This is a genomic window from Variovorax sp. E3, from assembly GCF_016082275.1.
Lineage (GTDB): Bacteria > Pseudomonadota > Gammaproteobacteria > Burkholderiales > Burkholderiaceae_C > Variovorax.
Genome location: NZ_MOWM01000008.1, coordinates 96,797 through 113,932 on the forward strand (window position 1 = coordinate 96,797; position 17,136 = coordinate 113,932).

A 17,136-nucleotide genomic window follows, 5' to 3' on the forward strand; every position below is an offset into this window, starting at 1 on the left:
ACAGCTATGAAATCTGTAGCAGCAAATACGGTCGCGGTCGTCGACTACGGCATGGGCAACCTGCACTCGGTGTCGCAGGCCGTGCGCCACGCGGCAGACCAGGTGGGCGTGGAGGTGTTCGTCACCTCCGACCCCGACGTGGTCCGCAAGGCCACCCGCGTGGTGCTGCCGGGGCAGGGCGCCATGCCCGACTGCATGCGCGAGCTGCGCGACTCGGGCCTGCAGGAATCGGTGCTCGAGGCGGCGGCCAGCAAGCCGCTGTTCGGCGTGTGCGTGGGCATGCAGATGATGCTGTCGCGCAGCGACGAGGGCCCGACCGACGGCCTGGGCCTCATTCCGGGCGAGGTCGTCAAGTTCGACCTGGCCGGTCGCCTGCAGGCCGACGGCAGCCGCTTCAAGGTGCCGCAGATGGGCTGGAACCAGGTGCGCCAGGCCCGGCCGCACGCGGTGTGGGCGGGCGTTCCCGACCTGAGCTACTTCTACTTCGTGCACAGCTTCTACGCCCGTCCGGCCGACGCCCGGCACAGCGTGGGCGAGGCCGATTACGGCGCGAGCTTTACCGCAGCCATTGCACGCGATAACATTTTTGCCACCCAGTTCCACCCGGAGAAGAGTGCGGACCACGGGTTGCAGCTCTATCGCAATTTCCTCCATTGGAATCCCTGAACCTATTTTTCCGACCGGGCCGAAACCTTCAAAGCCCGGCTTCAGCTCACTCGCGTCACTTCCATGCTCCTCATTCCCGCCATTGATCTCAAAGACGGCCACTGCGTTCGCCTCAAGCAGGGCGACATGGACCAGTCCACCATCTTCAGCGAAGACCCCGCTGCCATGGCCCGCAAATGGGTCGAGGCCGGCGCGCGGCGGCTGCACCTGGTCGATCTGAACGGCGCCTTCGCCGGCAAGCCGCAGAACCACGCGGCGATCAAGGCGATCCTGAAAGAGGTGGGCGACGACATTCCGGTGCAGCTGGGCGGCGGCATCCGCGACCTCGACACCATCGAGCGCTACATCGACGACGGCCTGCGCTACGTGATCATCGGCACCGCCGCGGTCAAGAACCCCGGCTTCCTGAAGGACGCCTGCAGCGCCTTCGGCGGCCACATCATCGTGGGCCTGGACGCCAAGGACGGCAAGGTCGCCACCGACGGCTGGAGCAAGCTCACGGGCCACGAAGTGGCCGACCTGGGCAAGAAGTTCGAGGACTACGGCGTCGAGTCGATCATCTATACCGACATCGGCCGCGACGGCATGCTCTCGGGCATCAACATCGAGGCCACCGTCAAGCTGGCGCAGGCGCTGACCATTCCGGTGATCGCCTCGGGGGGCCTGTCGAACATGCTGGACATCGACAAGCTCTGCGCGGTCGAGTCCGACGGCGTCGAAGGCGTGATCTGCGGCCGCGCGATCTATTCGGGCGACCTCGATTTCGCCGCCGCGCAAGCCCGCGCGGACGAACTGGCGGCCTGACGTCCCCACGGCGCAGCGCGTGCTTTCCGCGCTCGCCATTGCCAACTACCGCTCGCTGCGGCAACTGACGGTGCCGCTGGGCCGGCTCACGGTCGTGACCGGGGCCAACGGCAGCGGCAAGTCGAGCGTGTACCGGGCGATGCGGCTCCTGGCCGACATCGCCAACGGCGGCGTGATCCGGTCGCTGGTGCGCGAAGGCGGGCTTTCATCGACGCTGTGGGCCGGGCCCGAGCGCTTTTCGGCAGCCATGCTGCGCGGGGAGCTGCCGGTGCAGGGCACGCGGCGCAACGAGCCGGTGGCGCTCAAGCTCGGCTTTGCCGGTACCACCTCCGACGACTTCGGCTACGCCATCGATATCGGCCTGCCGCCGCCATCGCCTCCCATGCCGCCGACGGCTTTTTCGCACGATCCGGAAATCAAGCACGAGGCTATCTGGAGCGGCCCTTTGCTGCGCCCCGCGACCCATCTGGTCGATCGCAAAGGCGCTGCGCTGCGCCTGCGTGAAGGCAGGGGCTGGCAGGCCGTGGGCCGGCCGATTCCTGCCTTCGCCAGCATGATGACCGAGTACGCCGACCCGCGCGACGCGCCCGAAATGCTCACGCTGCGCGAGCAGATGCGTTCATGGCGCTTCTACGACCACTTTCGTTCGGATGCCGAGGCTCCTGCACGGCAGCCGCAGCTCGGCACCTACACACCCGTTCTCGCGAACGATGGCATGGACTTGGCCGCGGCCCTTCAGACCATCCGCGAAATTGGCGACGACGAAGCACTGGACCGTGCCGTGGAAGATGCGTTTCCGGGTGCTCGTATCGAGATTCGAGTGGTGGACGACCGCTTCGAAACGCTGATGCACCAGCACGGCCTGCTGCGCGCCCTCACGGCCGCCGAGCTGTCCGACGGCACCTTGCGCTACCTGCTGTGGATCGCGGCGCTGCTCACGCCGCGCCCGCCCGCGCTGCTGGTGCTCAACGAGCCCGAGACCAGCCTGCACCCCGACCTGCTGCCCGCGCTGGGCCGCCTCATCGCGCAGGCCGCGCGGCATTCGCAGGTGATCGTGGTGTCGCACGCCGCGCGGCTGATCGCCGCGCTGGACGACAGCGACGGCATGCAGCCGGTGGTGCTGGAGAAGCAGTTCGGCGAAACGCGCATCGCCAACCTGGACATGAGCGAAATCCCGCGCTGGGAGTGGCCCGCGCGGTAGGGCCGGGCGAAGAAAGCCGGAAAAGGCCTACTCGGCCTTCACCGACATCGTCTGGATGATCGTCTCCAGCTGCGCGCTCATCGGCAGGTTCAGGCTTTCCCCCGTGGGCAGCTTGCGCAGGAACCAGCGTTTGTACTGCCGCTCGATCTCGCCGTCTTCCGCCAGCACCTGGAAGGCGTCGACGACCAGCTTGTCGAGCTGCGGGTCGTTCTTGCGGTACATGATCCCGTAGGGGTCGTAGGAGAGGAAGTCGCCGACCACCTCGTACTGCGACTTGGCCGCGTCCTGCGCGATCAGGCCGTAGAGCAGCACGTCGTCGGTCGCGAACGCGTCGACCTGCCCGCTCTTCACGAGCCCGAACGACTCCGCATGGTCCCGCGCCACCCGCAGGTCGATGTTCAGCTTGAACTTCTCCGACAGGTCGCGCAGCGTCTTCTCGTTGGTGGTGCCGGCCGTCACCGCCACCTTCTTGCCCGCGAGGTCGCGGAACGACTTGATCGGCGAGCCCTTCTTCACCAGCACCTTGGTGCCCGAGACGAACATCGTCGGCGAGAAGCTCACGCGTTTCTGGCGCTCCAGGTTGTTGGTGGTGGAGCCGCACTCCAGGTCGACCTTGCCGTTCACGACCGCGTCGATGCGCGAGTCCGAGGTCACGGGCACCCAATCGATCTTGAGGCTCTTGTTCACCGCGTCCTCGATGGACGTCACCAGCGAGCGGCACAGTTCGATCGAATAGCCGATCGGCTCCTTGCGCGTATTGATGAGGTAGGAGAACGGCACCGACGACTCGCGGTAGCCGATGGCGATGGTGCCGGTCTGGCGCGCCTTGGCCAGCGTGCCGGTGAGCTCCTGCGCCTGCACCGGAACCACCGCCGCGGCCAGCAGCACCGCGGTGGCGAACAGCAGGCCGATGCGCTTCACGGCGTTGCGGCTCATGGCATTGCGACTCATGGCGTCGCGGCTTACGCGTGCGCTGGGTGGGCGAGGGTGGCGTTGGCCTCCTCGTCGAGCGCCCTGGCGTTGATGTCGGCGTCGCTCTCGGAGAGCAGCTCGCCCTCCCACTTGGCGACCACCGCCGTGGCGATGGAGTTGCCCACCGCGTTGGTGGCCGAGCGGCCCATGTCCAGGAAGGTGTCCACGCCCAGGATCAGCAGCAGGCCGGCCTCCGGAATGTCGAAGTGGTTGAGCGTGGCGGCAATCACCACCAGCGAGGCGCGCGGCACGCCGGCCATGCCCTTGGAGGTGAGCATCAGGATCAGCAGCATCGTGACCTGCGTGCTGATCGGCATGTGGATGTTGTAGGCCTGCGCGATGAACAGCACGGCGAAGGTGCAGTACATCATCGAGCCGTCGAGGTTGAACGAGTAGCCCATCGGCATCACGAAGCTGGAGATCTTGCGCTTCACGCCGAAACGGTCGAGCGCCTGCAGGATCTTGGGGTACGCCGCCTCCGAACTGGCCGTGGCAAAAGACAGCAGGAAGGCCTCCTTGATGAGCACCAGCAGCTTGAACACGCGCGGGCCCAGGAACAGGAACCCGGCCAGCACCAGCACGCTCCACAGCACGAACAGGCCCAGGTAGAAGTCGCCCATGAACACCGCGAACTTCAGCAGAATGCCCAGGCCGTTCACGGCCACCGTGGCGGCCATGGCGGCCAGCACCGCCAGGGGCGCGAGCTTCATGACGTAGCCCGTGATCTTGAGCATGGCGTGCGACAGCTCCTCGATGGCCGCCACCAGCGTCTTGGCCTTGTCGCCCAGCGAGGCGAGCGCCACGCCGAAGAACATCGAGAACACCACGATCTGCAGGATCTCGTTGTTGGCCATGGCCTCGACGAACGATTTGGGCACCGTGTGGCTCACGAAGTCCTTCAGCGTGAACTTGGCGGTGGCCAGGTTGGCCGAGGCGCCGATGTCGGGCAGCGGCAGGCCCAGGTTCTCGCCGGGCTCGAGCAGGTTGGCCATGATCAGGCCGATCACGAGCGAGATCAGCGACGCGTGAGGAACCAGCCAATGGCCTTGCCGAACACGCGGCCCACCGACTTGGCGTCGCCCATGTGCGCGATGCCCACCACCAGCGTGGAAAACACCAGCGGGCCGATCAGCATCTTGATCAGGCGCAGGAACACGTCCGAGACGATGGAGACGTAGTCCGCGATCTCTTTCGCGGCCTTCTTGTCCGGAAAGCTCGAGAAGATCATGTAGCCCACGATGATGCCGAGCACCATGGCGATCAGGATCCAGGCGGCCATCGGCAGCTTCTTCTTCATGCGTATCCCCTTTGACGTGTAAGAGTGTTTTTTCTCGGGTGCACGGGGCCGACCTGCACGTTGTCCCCCGATGCAAGCAGCCACAGGGTATCCAAGAAGGCCCCGGGCACGCAATGGCCCTGCAGCCAATTCCGTGCCATGCGGCGTGCGCTGCCTACAATTCCTTGCATGGAAATCAGCTCGATCGAGTTTCGCGGCCAGCCCGCCGTCCGTGCCGTGGGCGCCGACGGCAGTGCCCTCACCGTGGCATTGCATGGCGCGCAAGTGCTCTCCTGGACCACGGCCGACGGGGTGGAAAGGCTCTATCTGAGCCCGCGCGCCGTGTTCGACGGGCAGGCCGCCATCCGCGGCGGCGTGCCGATCTGCTGCCCCCAGTTCAACCAGCGCGGCATGCTGCCCAAGCATGGCTTCATGCGCAATTTGCCTTGGGCCCCGGAGGCTTCGGGCACGCCCGGCACGTTGCGCCTGACCCTGCGCGACACAGAAGCCACCCGCCAGCTCTGGCCGCACGCTTTTGAGGCGCATCTCGAAGCGCGCCTGTCGGCCGGACAGCTGCACACCTCGCTCACCCTCGTCAACGTGGACAGCGCCCCCTGGACCTTTGCCGCCGCGCTGCACACCTACCTGCGCGTCGACGACATCGCCGATGTGCGCCTGGAGGGCCTGCAGGGCGCCAAACGCTGGGATTCGCTGCGCGACGACCGCTACGAGGAAACCGCGGCGGCGTTGCATTTCGATGCCGAATTCGACAGCGTTTACGCCGCGCCCGCCCAGCCGCTGCGGCTGGTGCAGCCGGCCGGCACGCTTGAAATCTCGCAAAGCCCGAACTGCACCGAAACCGTGGTCTGGAACCCGGGCGCCGTGCTCGGTGCGAAACTCGCGGACATGCCCGAAGACGGCTTTCGCCACATGCTCTGCGTCGAGGCGGCCCGCATCGACGAGCCGGTGTTGCTGGCACCCGGCGCCCAATGGCAGGGCTGGCAACAGCTTTGCGTTCTCTGATTCTTTTCCGGTTCATCCCCATGCTTGCCAAACGCATCATTCCCTGCCTCGACGTCACCGGCGGCCGTGTCGTCAAGGGTGTCAACTTTCTCGAACTGCGCGATGCCGGCGACCCGGTCGAAATTGCCGCGCGCTACAACGCGCAGGGCGCCGACGAGCTGACCTTCCTGGACATCACCGCCACCAGCGACGGCCGCGACCTGATTCTGCCGATCATCGAGGCCGTGGCCGCGCAGGTCTTCATTCCGCTGACCGTGGGCGGCGGCGTGCGCACCGTGGCCGACGTGCGCCGGCTGCTCAACGCGGGCGCCGACAAGACCAGCTTCAACTCGGCCGCCATTGCCGACCCGAACGTGATCGATGCCGCCTCGCAGAAATACGGCTCGCAGTGCATCGTGGTGGCCATCGACGCCAAGCGCCGCACCCCTGAGGAAGCCGCCACCCGTGGCGCCGGCTGGGACGTGTACAGCCACGGCGGGCGCAAGAACACCGGCCTGGACGCCGTCGAATGGGCCGCCGAGATGGTCCGCCGCGGCGCCGGCGAGATCTTGCTGACCAGCATGGACCGCGACGGCACCAAGAGCGGCTTCGACCTGGCCCTGACCCGCGCGGTGAGCGACGCGGTCGGCGTGCCGGTGATCGCCTCAGGCGGCGTGGGCAACCTGGACGACCTGGCCGACGGCATCCAGACCGGCGGCGCCGACGCGGTGCTGGCCGCCAGCATCTTCCACTACGGCGAATACACCGTCGGGCAGGCCAAGGCCCGGATGGCCGAGCGCGGAATCCCCGTGCGCAGCTGAGCCTTTGAGGGTCTTTTTCTATCCCCGACAATACCTCCATGAATTGGCTCGATGAAGTGAAGTGGGACGCGAACGGCCTGGTGCCGGTCATCGCGCAGGAGCAGGGCAGCAACGACGTCCTGATGTTCGCGTGGATGAACCGCGAGGCGCTTGAAAAGACCGCCGAGCTGGGCCGCGCCGTGTATTTCAGCCGCTCGCGCAACAAGCTCTGGTTCAAGGGCGAAGAGTCGGGCCACGTGCAGACCGTGCACGAGATCCGCCTCGATTGCGACAACGACGTGGTGCTGCTCAAGGTCACCCAGCTCGGCCACGAGCCCGGCATCGCTTGCCACACCGGCCGCCACAGCTGCTTCTTCAGCAAGTACGAAAACGGCAACTGGACCGTGGTCGAACCCGTCTTGAAAGACCCGGAGTCGATCTACAAATGACCGGCACCGTGAACAGTACCCACACTTCCGACGCCCTGGCGCGCCTGGCCGCCGTCATCGAGGGCCGCCTGCCCGCGCGCGGCGGCGACCCCGAGAAAAGCTACGTCGCGCGCCTGCTGCACAAGGGCCCTGACGCCTTTCTCAAGAAAATCGGCGAGGAAGCCACCGAGGTCGTCATGGCCGCCAAGGACGCCGATCACGGCGGCGACCGCTCGAAAATAGTCTACGAAGTGGCCGACCTGTGGTTTCACACCATGGTCGCGCTGGCGCATTACGGTTTTTCGCCGGCCGACGTGGTCGCCGAACTGGAGCGCCGCGAGGGCACCAGCGGCATCGAGGAAAAGGCGCTGCGCAAGGTGCAGCAGCGCGCCAGCGACGAAAAAGGCGAGGAGGCCTCCCCATGAACGAGCTCACCGCAACCGAAGACTTTTCCGGCAAGACGCCCGAACAGCTCGAAAGCTTGCGCCAGATCACCCTGGCGGTCTATGTGCTGTATGCGCTGTCGTGGTTCACGGGCGGCCTGACGGGCATCGTGGGCATCGTGCTGAACTACATCAAGCGCGAAGACGCCCAGGGCACGCTCTACCAGAGCCACTTCACCTGGCAGATCCGCACCTTCTGGTGGGGGCTGTGCTGGTCCATCGTGGGCTTCATCACCATCTGGATCCTGGTGGGCTTCGTCATCCTCTTCGCCACGGCCGTATGGATGATCTACCGCCTGGTCAAGGGCTGGCTGAACTGGAGCGAACGCAAGCCGATGGCTGTCTAACCACCATGTCACACGATCCCAACTGCATCTTCTGCAAAATCATCGAGGGCAAGATTCCCTCGCGCAAGGTCTACGAAGACGAAGACCTGTTCGGTTTCCACGACATCGCGCCCTGGGCGCCGGTGCATTTCATGCTGGTGCCCAAGAAGCACATCGCCTCGATGGCCCAGCTGACGCCCGACGACGCGGCCCTGATGGGCAAGATCATGACGCTGGCCCCCAGGCTGGCGCTGGAGCAGGGCTGCAGGCCCTATCCGGACGGCGGCTACCGGGTCGTCGTCAATACGGGCGCGAAGGTGGGCAGGAGGTTCATCATCTCCATGTCCATGTCATGGGCGGTCCCCGGCCATGGCTTCGCGGCTGAGCCGCATTAAGCCAAACTGTCACATTACGCCCGACTAAAATCGGACACATTCTTAGGAGTCTTCCATGGGTTCTTTTTCTATCTGGCACTGGCTGATCGTGCTGCTCGTCGTGGTCATGATCTTCGGCACCAAGAAGCTGCGGAACATGGGTTCGGACCTTGGCGGCGCCGTCAAGGGCTTCAAGGACGGCATGAAGGACGGTTCCTCGTCCGACGCGCCCGCCGCCTCGTCGGCCCCCGCCCAGCAAGTGACCGGCCAGCCGGCCAACAGCGACAAGTCGACGATCGACGTCGAAGCGCGCCAGAAGTCCTGAGCGCGGACCGCACGTGCTCGACCTCGGCATTGAGAAGCTGGCGCTGATCGGCGTCGTGGCGCTGATCGTCATCGGCCCGGAGAAGCTGCCGCGCGTGGCGCGCACCGTCGGCACCCTGCTCGGCAAGGCGCAGCGTTACGTGAACGACGTCAAGGCCGAAGTCAACCGCTCGATGGAGCTGGACGAGCTTCGCAAGATGAAGACCACGGTGGAGGATGCGGCGCGCGACGTCGAGCACAGCATCCACACCGGCGCGAGCGAGTTCGAAAAGCAGTTCTCCGGTTCGGGCGAAACCCTCTCGGCGCTGGCCGAGCCGGAGCAGTCGGTGCCCGAATACAAGCACCCGCGCAAGAACTGGCGCCTGAAGCAGGGCGCCACGCCGCAGTGGTACAAGGCGCGCAACGGCGTGCGCACCAAGGCGCTGTCGGGCGCGGCGCGGGTGGCCCGCTTCCGCCCGCACACGATCAACAAGATCAACTAGCGCTTCCCCAACACCGCGTTCTGCACGCGCCGCACGCCGGCCGACGTCACGCTTTCTTCTTTTCCAATGGCCGATTCCGACAACAAGAACAAAGATAAAGAAGACGAGCTGGCGGGCACCGAGCAGCCGTTCGTGGCGCACCTGGTCGAGCTTCGCGACCGTCTGCTCTACTGCGTCTACGGGCTGGTGGTCGCCGGCATCCTGCTGGCCATCTGGCCGGGCCCCGGCGGGCTGATCGACCTGATCGCCATGCCGATCAAGGCCCACATGCCGCACGACGCGAAGCTCATCGCCATCGGCGTGTTCTCGCCTTTCTTCGTGCCGCTGAAGGTGCTGATGATGGCGGCCGTGCTGCTGGCGCTGCCCTGGCTCATGTACCAGGCGTGGATGTTCGTGGCGCCAGGCCTGTACAGCCACGAAAAGAAGTTCGCGCTGCCGCTGATCTTCTTCGGCAGCCTGCTGGCCTATGCGGGCATTGCCTTCGTGCAGCTGTTCGTGCTGGACAAGATGTTCAGCTTCATCCAGCGTTTCGCGCCCGCGGCGGTGCAGGCGACACCGGATATTTCGTCCTACGTCGAGGCCATCCTGTCGCTCTACATCGCCTTCGGCGTCGCCTTCCAGGTGCCGATCGTGGTGATGCTGCTGGTGCGCTTCAACATGGTGACCATCGAGAAGCTGAAGTCCTTCCGCGGCTACTTCATCGTGGTGGCCTTCGTGGTGGCCGCCGTGCTCACGCCGCCCGACGTGGTGTCCCAACTCGCGCTGGCCGTGCCCATGTGCCTGCTGTACGAGGTCGGCATCATCGGTGCCAAGTACTTCGCCAGCTCCGGCCGGAAGCCGGAAGACGAAGAAGAGCAGAGCGCGGATTCAGCTTCCAGCTGACCCAACTCCCCCGAGCCCCGAGAAGAGGCTCAGGAATTCAGCCCAGAAACACCGAGGAACTGGCTTCGCCGGGCCTCAGGTGTTGCCCCCGGCAGGGGGAAGGCGAAGCGACACGAAGTGCGCGCAGCTGGGGGCGAGCCCAAAAACACCGAGGAACTGGCTTCGCCAGGCCTCAGGTGTTGCCCCCGGCAGGGGGAAGGCGAAGCGACACGAAGTGCGCGCAGCCTGGGGGCGAGCCCTATTCCGTTTGGTTGGGGACTTGCTTGACCGGGCTCTTCGGCCGCAGCCCCGGTGTCACATCCAGTTCCATCTTGTCGCTGCCGCGTTGCAGCGCGAAGCGCGAGGTGCTGCCCGGCTTCAGGCCGGCCACGGCGGTCAGCAGCGCCTGCACGTTGTCGGTCTTTTTCTCGCCCACCGAGGTGATCACGTCGCCCGGGCGAATGCCGGCCTTGGCCGCGGGGCCGTTCTGCAGCACGCCGGTGATGATCACGCCCGCATCGGCCTTCACGCCGAAGGTCTCGGCCAGTTCGGGCGACAGGTCGCTCGGCTCCACGCCGATCCAGCCGCGGCGAACCTGGCCTTCCTTGACGATGCCCTCGAGCACGATCTTGGCCATCGACACCGGAATCGCGAAGCCGATGCCCATGCTGCCGCCCGAGCGCGAGTAGATCGCGGTGTTGATGCCCTGCAGGTTGCCGTTGACGTCGATCAGCGCACCGCCCGAATTGCCGGGGTTGATGGCCGCGTCGGTCTGGATGAAGTTCTCGAAATTGTTGATGCCCAGCTGGTTGCGGCCCAGGGCCGACACGATGCCGCTGGTCACGGTCTGGCCCACGCCGAAGGGGTTGCCGATGGCCAGCACCTGGTCGCCCACCTGCAGCGCGTCGGAGTCGCCCAGCACGATCACCGGTAGCTTGTCGAGTTCGATCTTGAGCACGGCCAGGTCGGTGTCGGGGTCGGTGCCGATCACCTTGCCGCGCGCATGGCGGCTGTCGTTCAGCGTCACTTCGATTTCGTCGGCGCCCTCGACCACGTGGTTGTTGGTGAGGATGTAGCCGTCGGTGCTGACGATCACGCCGCTGCCCAGGCCCACCTGGGGCTGGTCGTCCTGGTCGCCGAAGAAGAAGCGGAACCACGGGTCGTTGCTGCGCGGGTGGCGCTGCGCGGCCTTGCTGGTGTTGATGCTCACCACCGCCGGCGAGGCCTTCTTGGCCGGCACGCTCAGGCTGCCGGGGGCCGGCATGACAGGGCCGCCGCTGGGCGCCTGCACGACCGACACCACGCCGCCCAGCGAGGTCGCGCGCTTGTTGAGCCACTCGGGCTTGAGCGTCGCAACGACGAAATAAGCCGCGAGCAGGACAGTCACGGCTTGGGCAAAGAGCAGCCAGGTGCGTTTCATGAAAACTTGATCAAAAGACGTTCGGAGGGCGCCATTCCGGGCGCGGCACTGTCTGCGATTGTCCCTCAACGGCACGGCCCGTGGTCCGCGCGACAATGTCGCGATGAGCACCACCCGCCACGAACTGCTGCACGCATTCGACCTGCTGCTCGCCCCCGGGCGCTTCAAGGATTACGGACCCAACGGCCTGCAGGTCGAGGGGCGCACCGTGGTCCGCAAGATCGTCTCGGGCGTGACCGCCAGCCGCGCGCTGATCGAAGCCGCCATCCGCGCCGAAGCCGACGCCATCTTCGTCCACCACGGCCTGTTCTGGCGCGGCCAGAGCGGCTGCGTCACCGGCTGGATGAAGCAGCGCCTGGGCCTGCTGCTGGGCGACGACGTCAATCTGTTCGCCTACCACTTGCCGCTCGATGCGCACCCGGAGCTGGGCAACAACGCGCAACTCGGGCTGCAGCTGGGGCTCGTCGCCCATGCCGGCGCGACCGGACGCTTCGGCGAGCAGGAGCTGGGCTTTCTGGGCACGCCTGAAAACGGCGAGGGTTTTGCCGACGCCAAGGCGCTCGCCGCGCACGTCGAGGGCGTGCTGAAGCGCCCCGTCACGCTGCTGGACACGGCGCACCGCCCCATCAAGACCATCGCCTGGTGCACGGGCGGCGCCCAGGGCTACTTCGAGGCCGCCATCGCGGCCGGCGCCGACGCCTTCATCACCGGCGAGATCTCGGAGCCGCAGGCCCACTACGCCCGCGAGATGGGCGTGGCCTTCCTGGCCTGCGGCCACCACGCGACCGAGCGCTATGGCGCGCAGGCGGTGGCCGGGCATGTGGCGGCGCAGCTGGGGCTGCAGCACGAATTCATCGACATCGACAACCCGGCATGAGCAACCCGTCCATCGCCATCACCCTGGGCGATCCCGCGGGCATCGGCCCCGAGATCATCGCCAAGGCCTTTCGCGACGCGCCCGAGGCCGCGCGCGGCACTTTCGTGGCCGGCGACGTCGGCACGATGCGCCGGGCCGCGCAGGCGCTGGCTGCTTCGGGCCAGCCGGCGTGGCCGGTGCTCGAGATCGAATCCGTCGCCGAGGCCGCCAGCGCGCCGCCGGGCTGCATTCCCGTGCTGCAGGTGATCGCGCCGCCATCACACATCGACATCGGCCAGGTCAGCGCCGAGGCCGGCCGCGTGGCGGGCGAATGCGTGGTCTGGGCCGCGCGGGCCGCATTGCGCGGCGAAATCGCCGCCATCGTGACCGCGCCGCTGCACAAGGAGGCGCTGTCCGCCGCTGGTTTTCCGTACCCCGGCCACACCGAGCTGCTGCAGGCCGAAGCGGCCGCGCACCTGGGCCGCGCCGTGGCCGACGTGCCGGTGCGCATGATGCTGGCCAACGACGAGCTGCGCACCGTGCTCGTCAGCATCCACATGTCGCTGCGCCATGCCATCGAGGCCGTGCGCTTCGAGGGCGTGCTCGAAACGCTGCGCATCACGCACCGGGCCCTGACGCATGCGCTGGGCCGCGTGCCGCGCATCGGCGTGGCGGGCCTGAACCCGCATGCGGGCGAGGGCGGTTTGTTCGGTTCGGAAGAGCGCGAAATCATCTTGCCCGCCATCGAGGCCGCGCGCGCCGAAGGCATCGACGCCCACGGGCCCTATGCGCCCGACACCGTGTTCATGCGCGCCCGCGCCAAGCACGGCGTGGCGTCCAGCGGCGAGTTCGACGTGGTGGTTGCGATGTACCACGACCAGGGCCTGATCCCGGTCAAGTACCTGGGCGTGGAGAAGGGCGTGAACGTGACGCTGGGGCTGCCGCTGGTGCGCACCAGCCCCGATCACGGCACCGCGTTCGACATCGCGGGCACGGGGCAGGCCGATGCGGCCAGCCTCGTGGAGGCGCTGCGCATGGCCCGCGCGCTCAAGGGCGCGTAGGCCCCCCGGGCGCTCAGGGGCGCTTGTTGAGGCTGTCGCGAATCTCGCGCAGCAGCACGATGTCTTCGGGCGTTGCGGGCGCGGCGGCGGGTGCCGGCTCTTCGGTGCGCCGCAGGCGGTTGATCTGCTTGACCATCATGAAGATGATGAAGGCCAGGATCACGAAGTTGACCGCGATGGTGATGAAGTTGCCATAGGCCAGCACGGGAACGCCGGCCTTCTTCAGGTCGGCCAGCGTGTTCGCCACACCGGCCGGCGCGGTGCCGAGCACCACGTAGAGGTTGGAGAAGTCGAGCTTCCCGAACACCACGCCGACCAGCGGCATGATGATGTCGGCCACGAGCGAGTCGACGATCTTGCCGAAGGCGGCGCCGATGATCACGCCGACCGCCAGGTCGATCACGTTGCCCTTGACGGCAAATTCCTTGAATTCACTGAGGATGCTCATGATTCAAAAGGCTGCTGGAGCTCTGCTGTTGAAGGAGGTCCGAGTATGCCCGCGATTGCTCACTTCTCCAGCGGGCGTGGCGCCACGCTGACGTGTGCCGCGGGCAACCCTTCACGACTTCTGGCGGCGATTTGCCGGAAGCCGTCTTCCAGGTGGCGCACGAGGCGCGGCGTGTCGAAGTAGCCCCGGCGCGCGTCCTTCGTGGCGACGAGCCGTGCGCGCAGCGCGGCCAGCTCGTTTGGATGCGTGGCGTAGTGAATGGCCTTCTGCACGTACTCCGCGTGGTTGGTGGCCACCAGCTCCGGCAGGCCGATGGCCCCGAGCAGGCTGCCGGCCATGCGCGACACCATCGTCGAGCCGGTGAGCGCGAGCAGCGGCACGCCCGACCACAGCACGTCGTTCGCGGTGGCACCGCTGCTGTAGGGGAAGGTGTCGATGAACAGGTCGGCCAGCCCGATGCGCGCCAGGTGCTGGTCCACCGGCATGCGCGGCGACACGATCAGGCGCTCGGCCGCCAAGCCGGCCTTGTGCCACTGCGCGCGCAGGTTCTGCTCGAAGCCGTTCGGTCCTTGCGCCAGCCACAGCACCGCATTCGGAATGCCCTGCACGATGCGCGTCCAGGCGTCGAAAGTCTCGGGCTGGATCTTGAAGGACTGCGAGAAGTTGCACAGCACGAACGCGTCGTCCGGCAGGCCGTGCGCCGCGCGCGTGGCCTTGAGCGGGTTGACGGGGCGCCTGGTGTCGATCACCTGGAAGGTCTCGGGCAGGCGCAGCAGCTTCTCGGTGTAGCAGTCTTCCGTGCCCGGCGGCGAGAGGAAGTTGTCGGACACCAGGTAGTCGTAGTTGGCGGAACCGCTGGTGCCCATGTAGCCCAGCCACATGAGCTGCGCGGGCGCCGTGTGGTAGGCCATCACCTGCGGCTTGGCGCCGCGCGTGTCGCCCGACAGGTCGATCAGGATGTCGATCTCGTCCTCGCGGATGCGCTCGGCCATCTGCTGGATCGACTGGCCGTGCATGTCGACGAAGTGCTCGACCGACGCCGCGATGCGCGCGCGCGCCGGATGGCCGTCGTCGGGGCCGTAGGAGTACACGAAGACCTCGAAGTCCTTGCGGTCGTGCAGGCCGTACAGCTCGGCCGTCAAGTGGGCCACGGGGTGGTTGCGGAAGTCGAAGGAGTAGTAGCCGACGCGGATGCGCGGCGCGGTGCGGCGCGCCCCGGCGTCGGCGTCGGCGAAAGGCCTGATGGTCGAGCTCTTGTCGGCCAGCGTGGCGGAGCGATGGGTCCAGCTCATCAGTCGGCGCGCGTCGTCGTAGTTCGACATCAGGATGAACGACGACACCGCCTGGTCATTGGTCGGGTTGTCCAGCAGCGAGGCGATGCGGGCGCGCAGCTCGGGCACGCCGTCCCAGCGCGCGATATGCGATTTTTCGCCGAGCATCCAGACCATCGCGGGCATGAAGTTCGCATCGTCGCGCAGGCATTGCTCGAACTCGGCGATGGCCGCTTCCGACTGCCCGGCCATCACGTAGGTCACACCCAGGTTGCAGCGCGCGAGCACCTGGCGCGGGTGGGCCTCGAGGGCCTTCCTGAGCACCTCGATGGCCTTGTCGTAGTCGCCCTGGCGGAAGTTCACCGTGCCCAGGTTGTTCAGCAGCAGCTCGTTCTCGGGCAGGCTTTCGAGCGCCAGCTTGTAGAGCTCGGCCGATTCGTCGAAGCGCATCGACGCGCCTTCGAGCGTGCCGCACACGCCGTACAGCGCGGTGATGCCTTCGGGGTCCGACAGCACCTTGTGCCGGTCTTCCGCGGACCAGCTGCGCATGGCATGCTGCATCGGCGCGATGGCGTCTTCGGCGCGGCCGCCGCTGAGCAGCGCCCGGGCCAGCAGGTACGAGGCCTCGAAGTCCAGCGGGTCGGCGGCGGCCCGCTCGAGCGACGTCAATGCGCCCGCCCAATCCTTCTGGTGCGCGCGGATCTTGCCGATGTTCTTGTGCGCGGTGGTGTAGTTCTGGTCGAGCTTCAGCGCCTGCATGAACTGCGCGACCGCTTCGTCGAAGCGGTTCTGCTCCATGTCGATCGCCCCGGCGTTGTTCCATGCCGCGGGCGCCAGCGGCGCGAGCCGCGTGGCCTCGGCCGCCGCCTCGCGCGCCTGGCGGATCTTTTTCTGCTGGCGATAGACCGCCGACAGGTTCACGTAGGCCTCGGGGTAGTTGGGCAGCGCCTTGATCGCGCGGCTCAGGTCCTGCTGCGCCTCGGCCAGCAGGCCGATGTGCATGAAGATCGTTGCGCGGGTGTTGAAGTAGAACGGGTGCGGCGACTGCGCGATGGCGCGGTTCACGTAGTTCAGCGCCAGCCGGGGCCGCCCTTGCCGGTACAGCGCCTCGCCCGTCAGGTGCAACGCGTCGGCCTGCTCCGGAAAGCGCGACAGCATGTGCTCGTAAACCCGCAGGGCTTCGGCGAAACGGCCCACGCGATGCAGCGTCAGCCCCTGCTCCAGGAGTTGGCCGGCATCTTCGGCGAAGGCCGCGGAAGCGATGGGGGAGGGGGCGAGAGCAGGTGAGTTCATGAAGCCGTGAAGTGAACGGGTCAGGAGGTCAGCCGGAGTGCGCCGATCTCGATGCAAATGCAAGAAGGCCGGCTCCCCAGTATAGGGGCCGGCCTTCTTTTTTCAGGGCCGGCGCAGGCCTGGCGGACACGAAGCCGCCGCTGCGCCGGGCGCGATCACCAGGACCAGGAGGCCCCGACGCCGCCGCCGATCTTGCCGCTCTGGCCGGTACCGACGTTGACCTTGATCTGCGACGACTCGCCGAGACGGAAGCTGATCGCGGCCGCCACGGCCGAGCGGCCGTCGTAGGAGCCGACGCCCACGCCCACGCCGAACTGCTTGCCCGCTTCGAGCGCAGGCACCGAGGCCGCCGCCAACGCGATCGCCGCGCCGGTGCTGCCGGTCTTGCGCGCGTCCTGGGTCTCGGCGCGAACCTGGTTCAACTGCTGCATGTTCGCCGCGTCCGTCGGCAGGATGCCGGGCGCCACGTTCTGCACGCGGCCGTTCGCGACCACGCCGTTGCCCGCCGTGATCGTGCCGCCGGCCGTCACGTTGCCCGTCACGTTGACCGTGCCCGCGTTCAACGTCGTGACGTTGCCCGTCACCGCGTTGATCGTGGTGATATTGCCGGTCTGCGTGTTGAGCACCGTGATGTTGCCGTTGGCCGCGGTGATCGTCTGGAAGTTGCCGGTGGTGGCATTGACCGTGTTCGCGTTCACCGTGCTTGCGTTCACCGTCGTGGCGCTGACCGTGTTGGCGGTCAGTGCGTTGATGGTGGCGCTGGCCGCCGACAGGTTGGTCGTGGTGACGTTGGTGGCATTCAACGTGTTGATCGTGCCGTTGCTTGCC

General features: G+C 66.9%; 18 protein-coding genes and 2 pseudogenes. 14 read left to right on the plus strand and 6 right to left on the minus strand.

Going from position 1 to position 17,136, the window contains the following annotated elements:
• Positions 1-6: 6 nt before the first annotated feature.
• The 3 genes from hisH (at position 7) to BMG07_RS05165 (ending at position 2,671) form a co-directional block, all read left to right on the plus strand.
• Complete coding sequence (gene hisH / locus BMG07_RS05155) at positions 7-666, plus strand: imidazole glycerol phosphate synthase subunit HisH (RefSeq protein ID WP_198083641.1); 660 nt, start codon at positions 7-9, stop codon at positions 664-666.
• A 63-nt stretch (positions 667-729) separates the two neighbouring features.
• The gene (hisA, locus tag BMG07_RS05160) at positions 730-1,470 is read left to right on the plus strand and encodes a 1-(5-phosphoribosyl)-5-[(5-phosphoribosylamino)methylideneamino]imidazole-4-carboxamide isomerase (RefSeq protein ID WP_198083642.1); all 741 of its coding nucleotides are present in this window, start codon (positions 730-732) and stop codon (positions 1,468-1,470) included.
• 19 nt (positions 1,471-1,489) lie between these two features.
• Positions 1,490-2,671, plus strand: coding sequence for an AAA family ATPase (locus BMG07_RS05165; RefSeq protein ID WP_198083643.1), 1,182 nt, complete (start codon positions 1,490-1,492; stop codon positions 2,669-2,671).
• A 27-nt stretch (positions 2,672-2,698) separates the two neighbouring features.
• Here BMG07_RS05165 and BMG07_RS05170 read toward each other — a convergent pair whose 3' ends face one another.
• Both BMG07_RS05170 and BMG07_RS05175 read right to left on the minus strand, forming a co-directional pair.
• Positions 2,699-3,622 carry an amino acid ABC transporter substrate-binding protein gene (locus BMG07_RS05170; protein ID WP_269758663.1) on the minus strand — a complete coding sequence of 308 codons (924 nt, stop codon included), beginning with the start codon at positions 3,620-3,622 and terminating at the stop codon, positions 2,699-2,701.
• Between the two features lie 11 nt (positions 3,623-3,633).
• Positions 3,634-4,940: pseudogene (locus BMG07_RS05175) on the minus strand (dicarboxylate/amino acid:cation symporter).
• A 168-nt stretch (positions 4,941-5,108) separates the two neighbouring features.
• On the opposite strand from BMG07_RS05175, the gene BMG07_RS05180 reads away from it, so the two are divergent.
• The 9 genes and pseudogenes from BMG07_RS05180 (at position 5,109) to tatC (ending at position 9,980) form a co-directional block, all read left to right on the plus strand.
• Positions 5,109-5,942 carry a D-hexose-6-phosphate mutarotase gene (locus BMG07_RS05180; protein WP_198083661.1) on the plus strand — a complete coding sequence of 278 codons (834 nt, stop codon included), beginning with the start codon at positions 5,109-5,111 and terminating at the stop codon, positions 5,940-5,942.
• Positions 5,943-5,962: 20 nt separating this feature from the next.
• Complete coding sequence (gene hisF / locus BMG07_RS05185; RefSeq protein WP_198083644.1) at positions 5,963-6,742, plus strand: imidazole glycerol phosphate synthase subunit HisF; 780 nt, start codon at positions 5,963-5,965, stop codon at positions 6,740-6,742.
• A gap of 38 nt (positions 6,743-6,780) precedes the next feature.
• Positions 6,781-7,170 (plus strand): phosphoribosyl-AMP cyclohydrolase, encoded by a 390-nt coding sequence (gene hisI, locus BMG07_RS05190; RefSeq protein WP_081266437.1) that lies wholly within the window; start codon positions 6,781-6,783, stop codon positions 7,168-7,170.
• Complete coding sequence (locus tag BMG07_RS05195; protein ID WP_198083645.1) at positions 7,167-7,574, plus strand: phosphoribosyl-ATP diphosphatase; 408 nt, start codon at positions 7,167-7,169, stop codon at positions 7,572-7,574. Before hisI ends, BMG07_RS05195 begins: the two co-directional genes overlap by 4 nt.
• On the plus strand, positions 7,571-7,939 hold the full coding sequence (locus BMG07_RS05200) for a hypothetical protein (RefSeq protein WP_198083646.1): 369 nt from the start codon (positions 7,571-7,573) through the stop codon (positions 7,937-7,939). The genes BMG07_RS05195 and BMG07_RS05200 overlap by 4 nt, the downstream gene beginning before the upstream one ends.
• 5 nt (positions 7,940-7,944) lie before the next feature.
• Positions 7,945-8,303 (plus strand): annotated as a pseudogene (locus BMG07_RS05205) (histidine triad nucleotide-binding protein).
• 65 nt (positions 8,304-8,368) lie between these two features.
• Entirely contained in the window at positions 8,369-8,617 is a 249-nt protein-coding gene (gene tatA / locus BMG07_RS05210; protein ID WP_198083647.1) for a Sec-independent protein translocase subunit TatA, read from the plus strand.
• A gap of 13 nt (positions 8,618-8,630) precedes the next feature.
• Positions 8,631-9,098: a Sec-independent protein translocase protein TatB gene (gene tatB, locus BMG07_RS05215; RefSeq protein ID WP_198083648.1), complete on the plus strand. Its 468-nt coding sequence runs from the start codon at positions 8,631-8,633 to the stop codon at positions 9,096-9,098.
• A gap of 66 nt (positions 9,099-9,164) precedes the next feature.
• Positions 9,165-9,980 carry a twin-arginine translocase subunit TatC gene (tatC, locus tag BMG07_RS05220; RefSeq protein WP_198083649.1) on the plus strand — a complete coding sequence of 272 codons (816 nt, stop codon included), beginning with the start codon at positions 9,165-9,167 and terminating at the stop codon, positions 9,978-9,980.
• 238 nt (positions 9,981-10,218) lie between these two features.
• On the opposite strand, the gene BMG07_RS05225 is transcribed toward tatC, so the two are convergent.
• The gene (locus tag BMG07_RS05225; RefSeq protein WP_198083650.1) at positions 10,219-11,379 is read right to left on the minus strand and encodes a trypsin-like peptidase domain-containing protein; all 1,161 of its coding nucleotides are present in this window, start codon (positions 11,377-11,379) and stop codon (positions 10,219-10,221) included.
• A 103-nt stretch (positions 11,380-11,482) separates the two neighbouring features.
• Here BMG07_RS05225 and BMG07_RS05230 point away from each other — a divergent pair, with 103 nt between their 5' ends.
• Both BMG07_RS05230 and pdxA read left to right on the plus strand, forming a co-directional pair.
• Positions 11,483-12,256, plus strand: a complete 774-nt coding sequence (locus BMG07_RS05230) for a Nif3-like dinuclear metal center hexameric protein (RefSeq protein WP_198083651.1) — start codon at positions 11,483-11,485, stop codon at positions 12,254-12,256.
• Entirely contained in the window at positions 12,253-13,296 is a 1,044-nt protein-coding gene (pdxA, locus tag BMG07_RS05235) for a 4-hydroxythreonine-4-phosphate dehydrogenase PdxA (RefSeq protein ID WP_198083652.1), read from the plus strand. The genes BMG07_RS05230 and pdxA overlap by 4 nt, the downstream gene beginning before the upstream one ends.
• 13 nt (positions 13,297-13,309) lie before the next feature.
• Here the strand turns inward: pdxA and mscL are convergent, their stop codons facing one another.
• The 3 genes from mscL to BMG07_RS05250 all read right to left on the minus strand — a co-directional run.
• On the minus strand, positions 13,310-13,744 hold the full coding sequence (gene mscL / locus BMG07_RS05240) for a large conductance mechanosensitive channel protein MscL (protein WP_198083653.1): 435 nt from the start codon (positions 13,742-13,744) through the stop codon (positions 13,310-13,312).
• Between the two features lie 59 nt (positions 13,745-13,803).
• Positions 13,804-16,308 (minus strand): tetratricopeptide repeat protein, encoded by a 2,505-nt coding sequence (locus tag BMG07_RS05245; RefSeq protein ID WP_198083654.1) that lies wholly within the window; start codon positions 16,306-16,308, stop codon positions 13,804-13,806.
• A gap of 155 nt (positions 16,309-16,463) precedes the next feature.
• On the minus strand, positions 16,464-17,136 hold a 673-nt coding region (locus tag BMG07_RS05250; RefSeq protein WP_198083655.1), incomplete at its 5' end, for a YadA C-terminal domain-containing protein.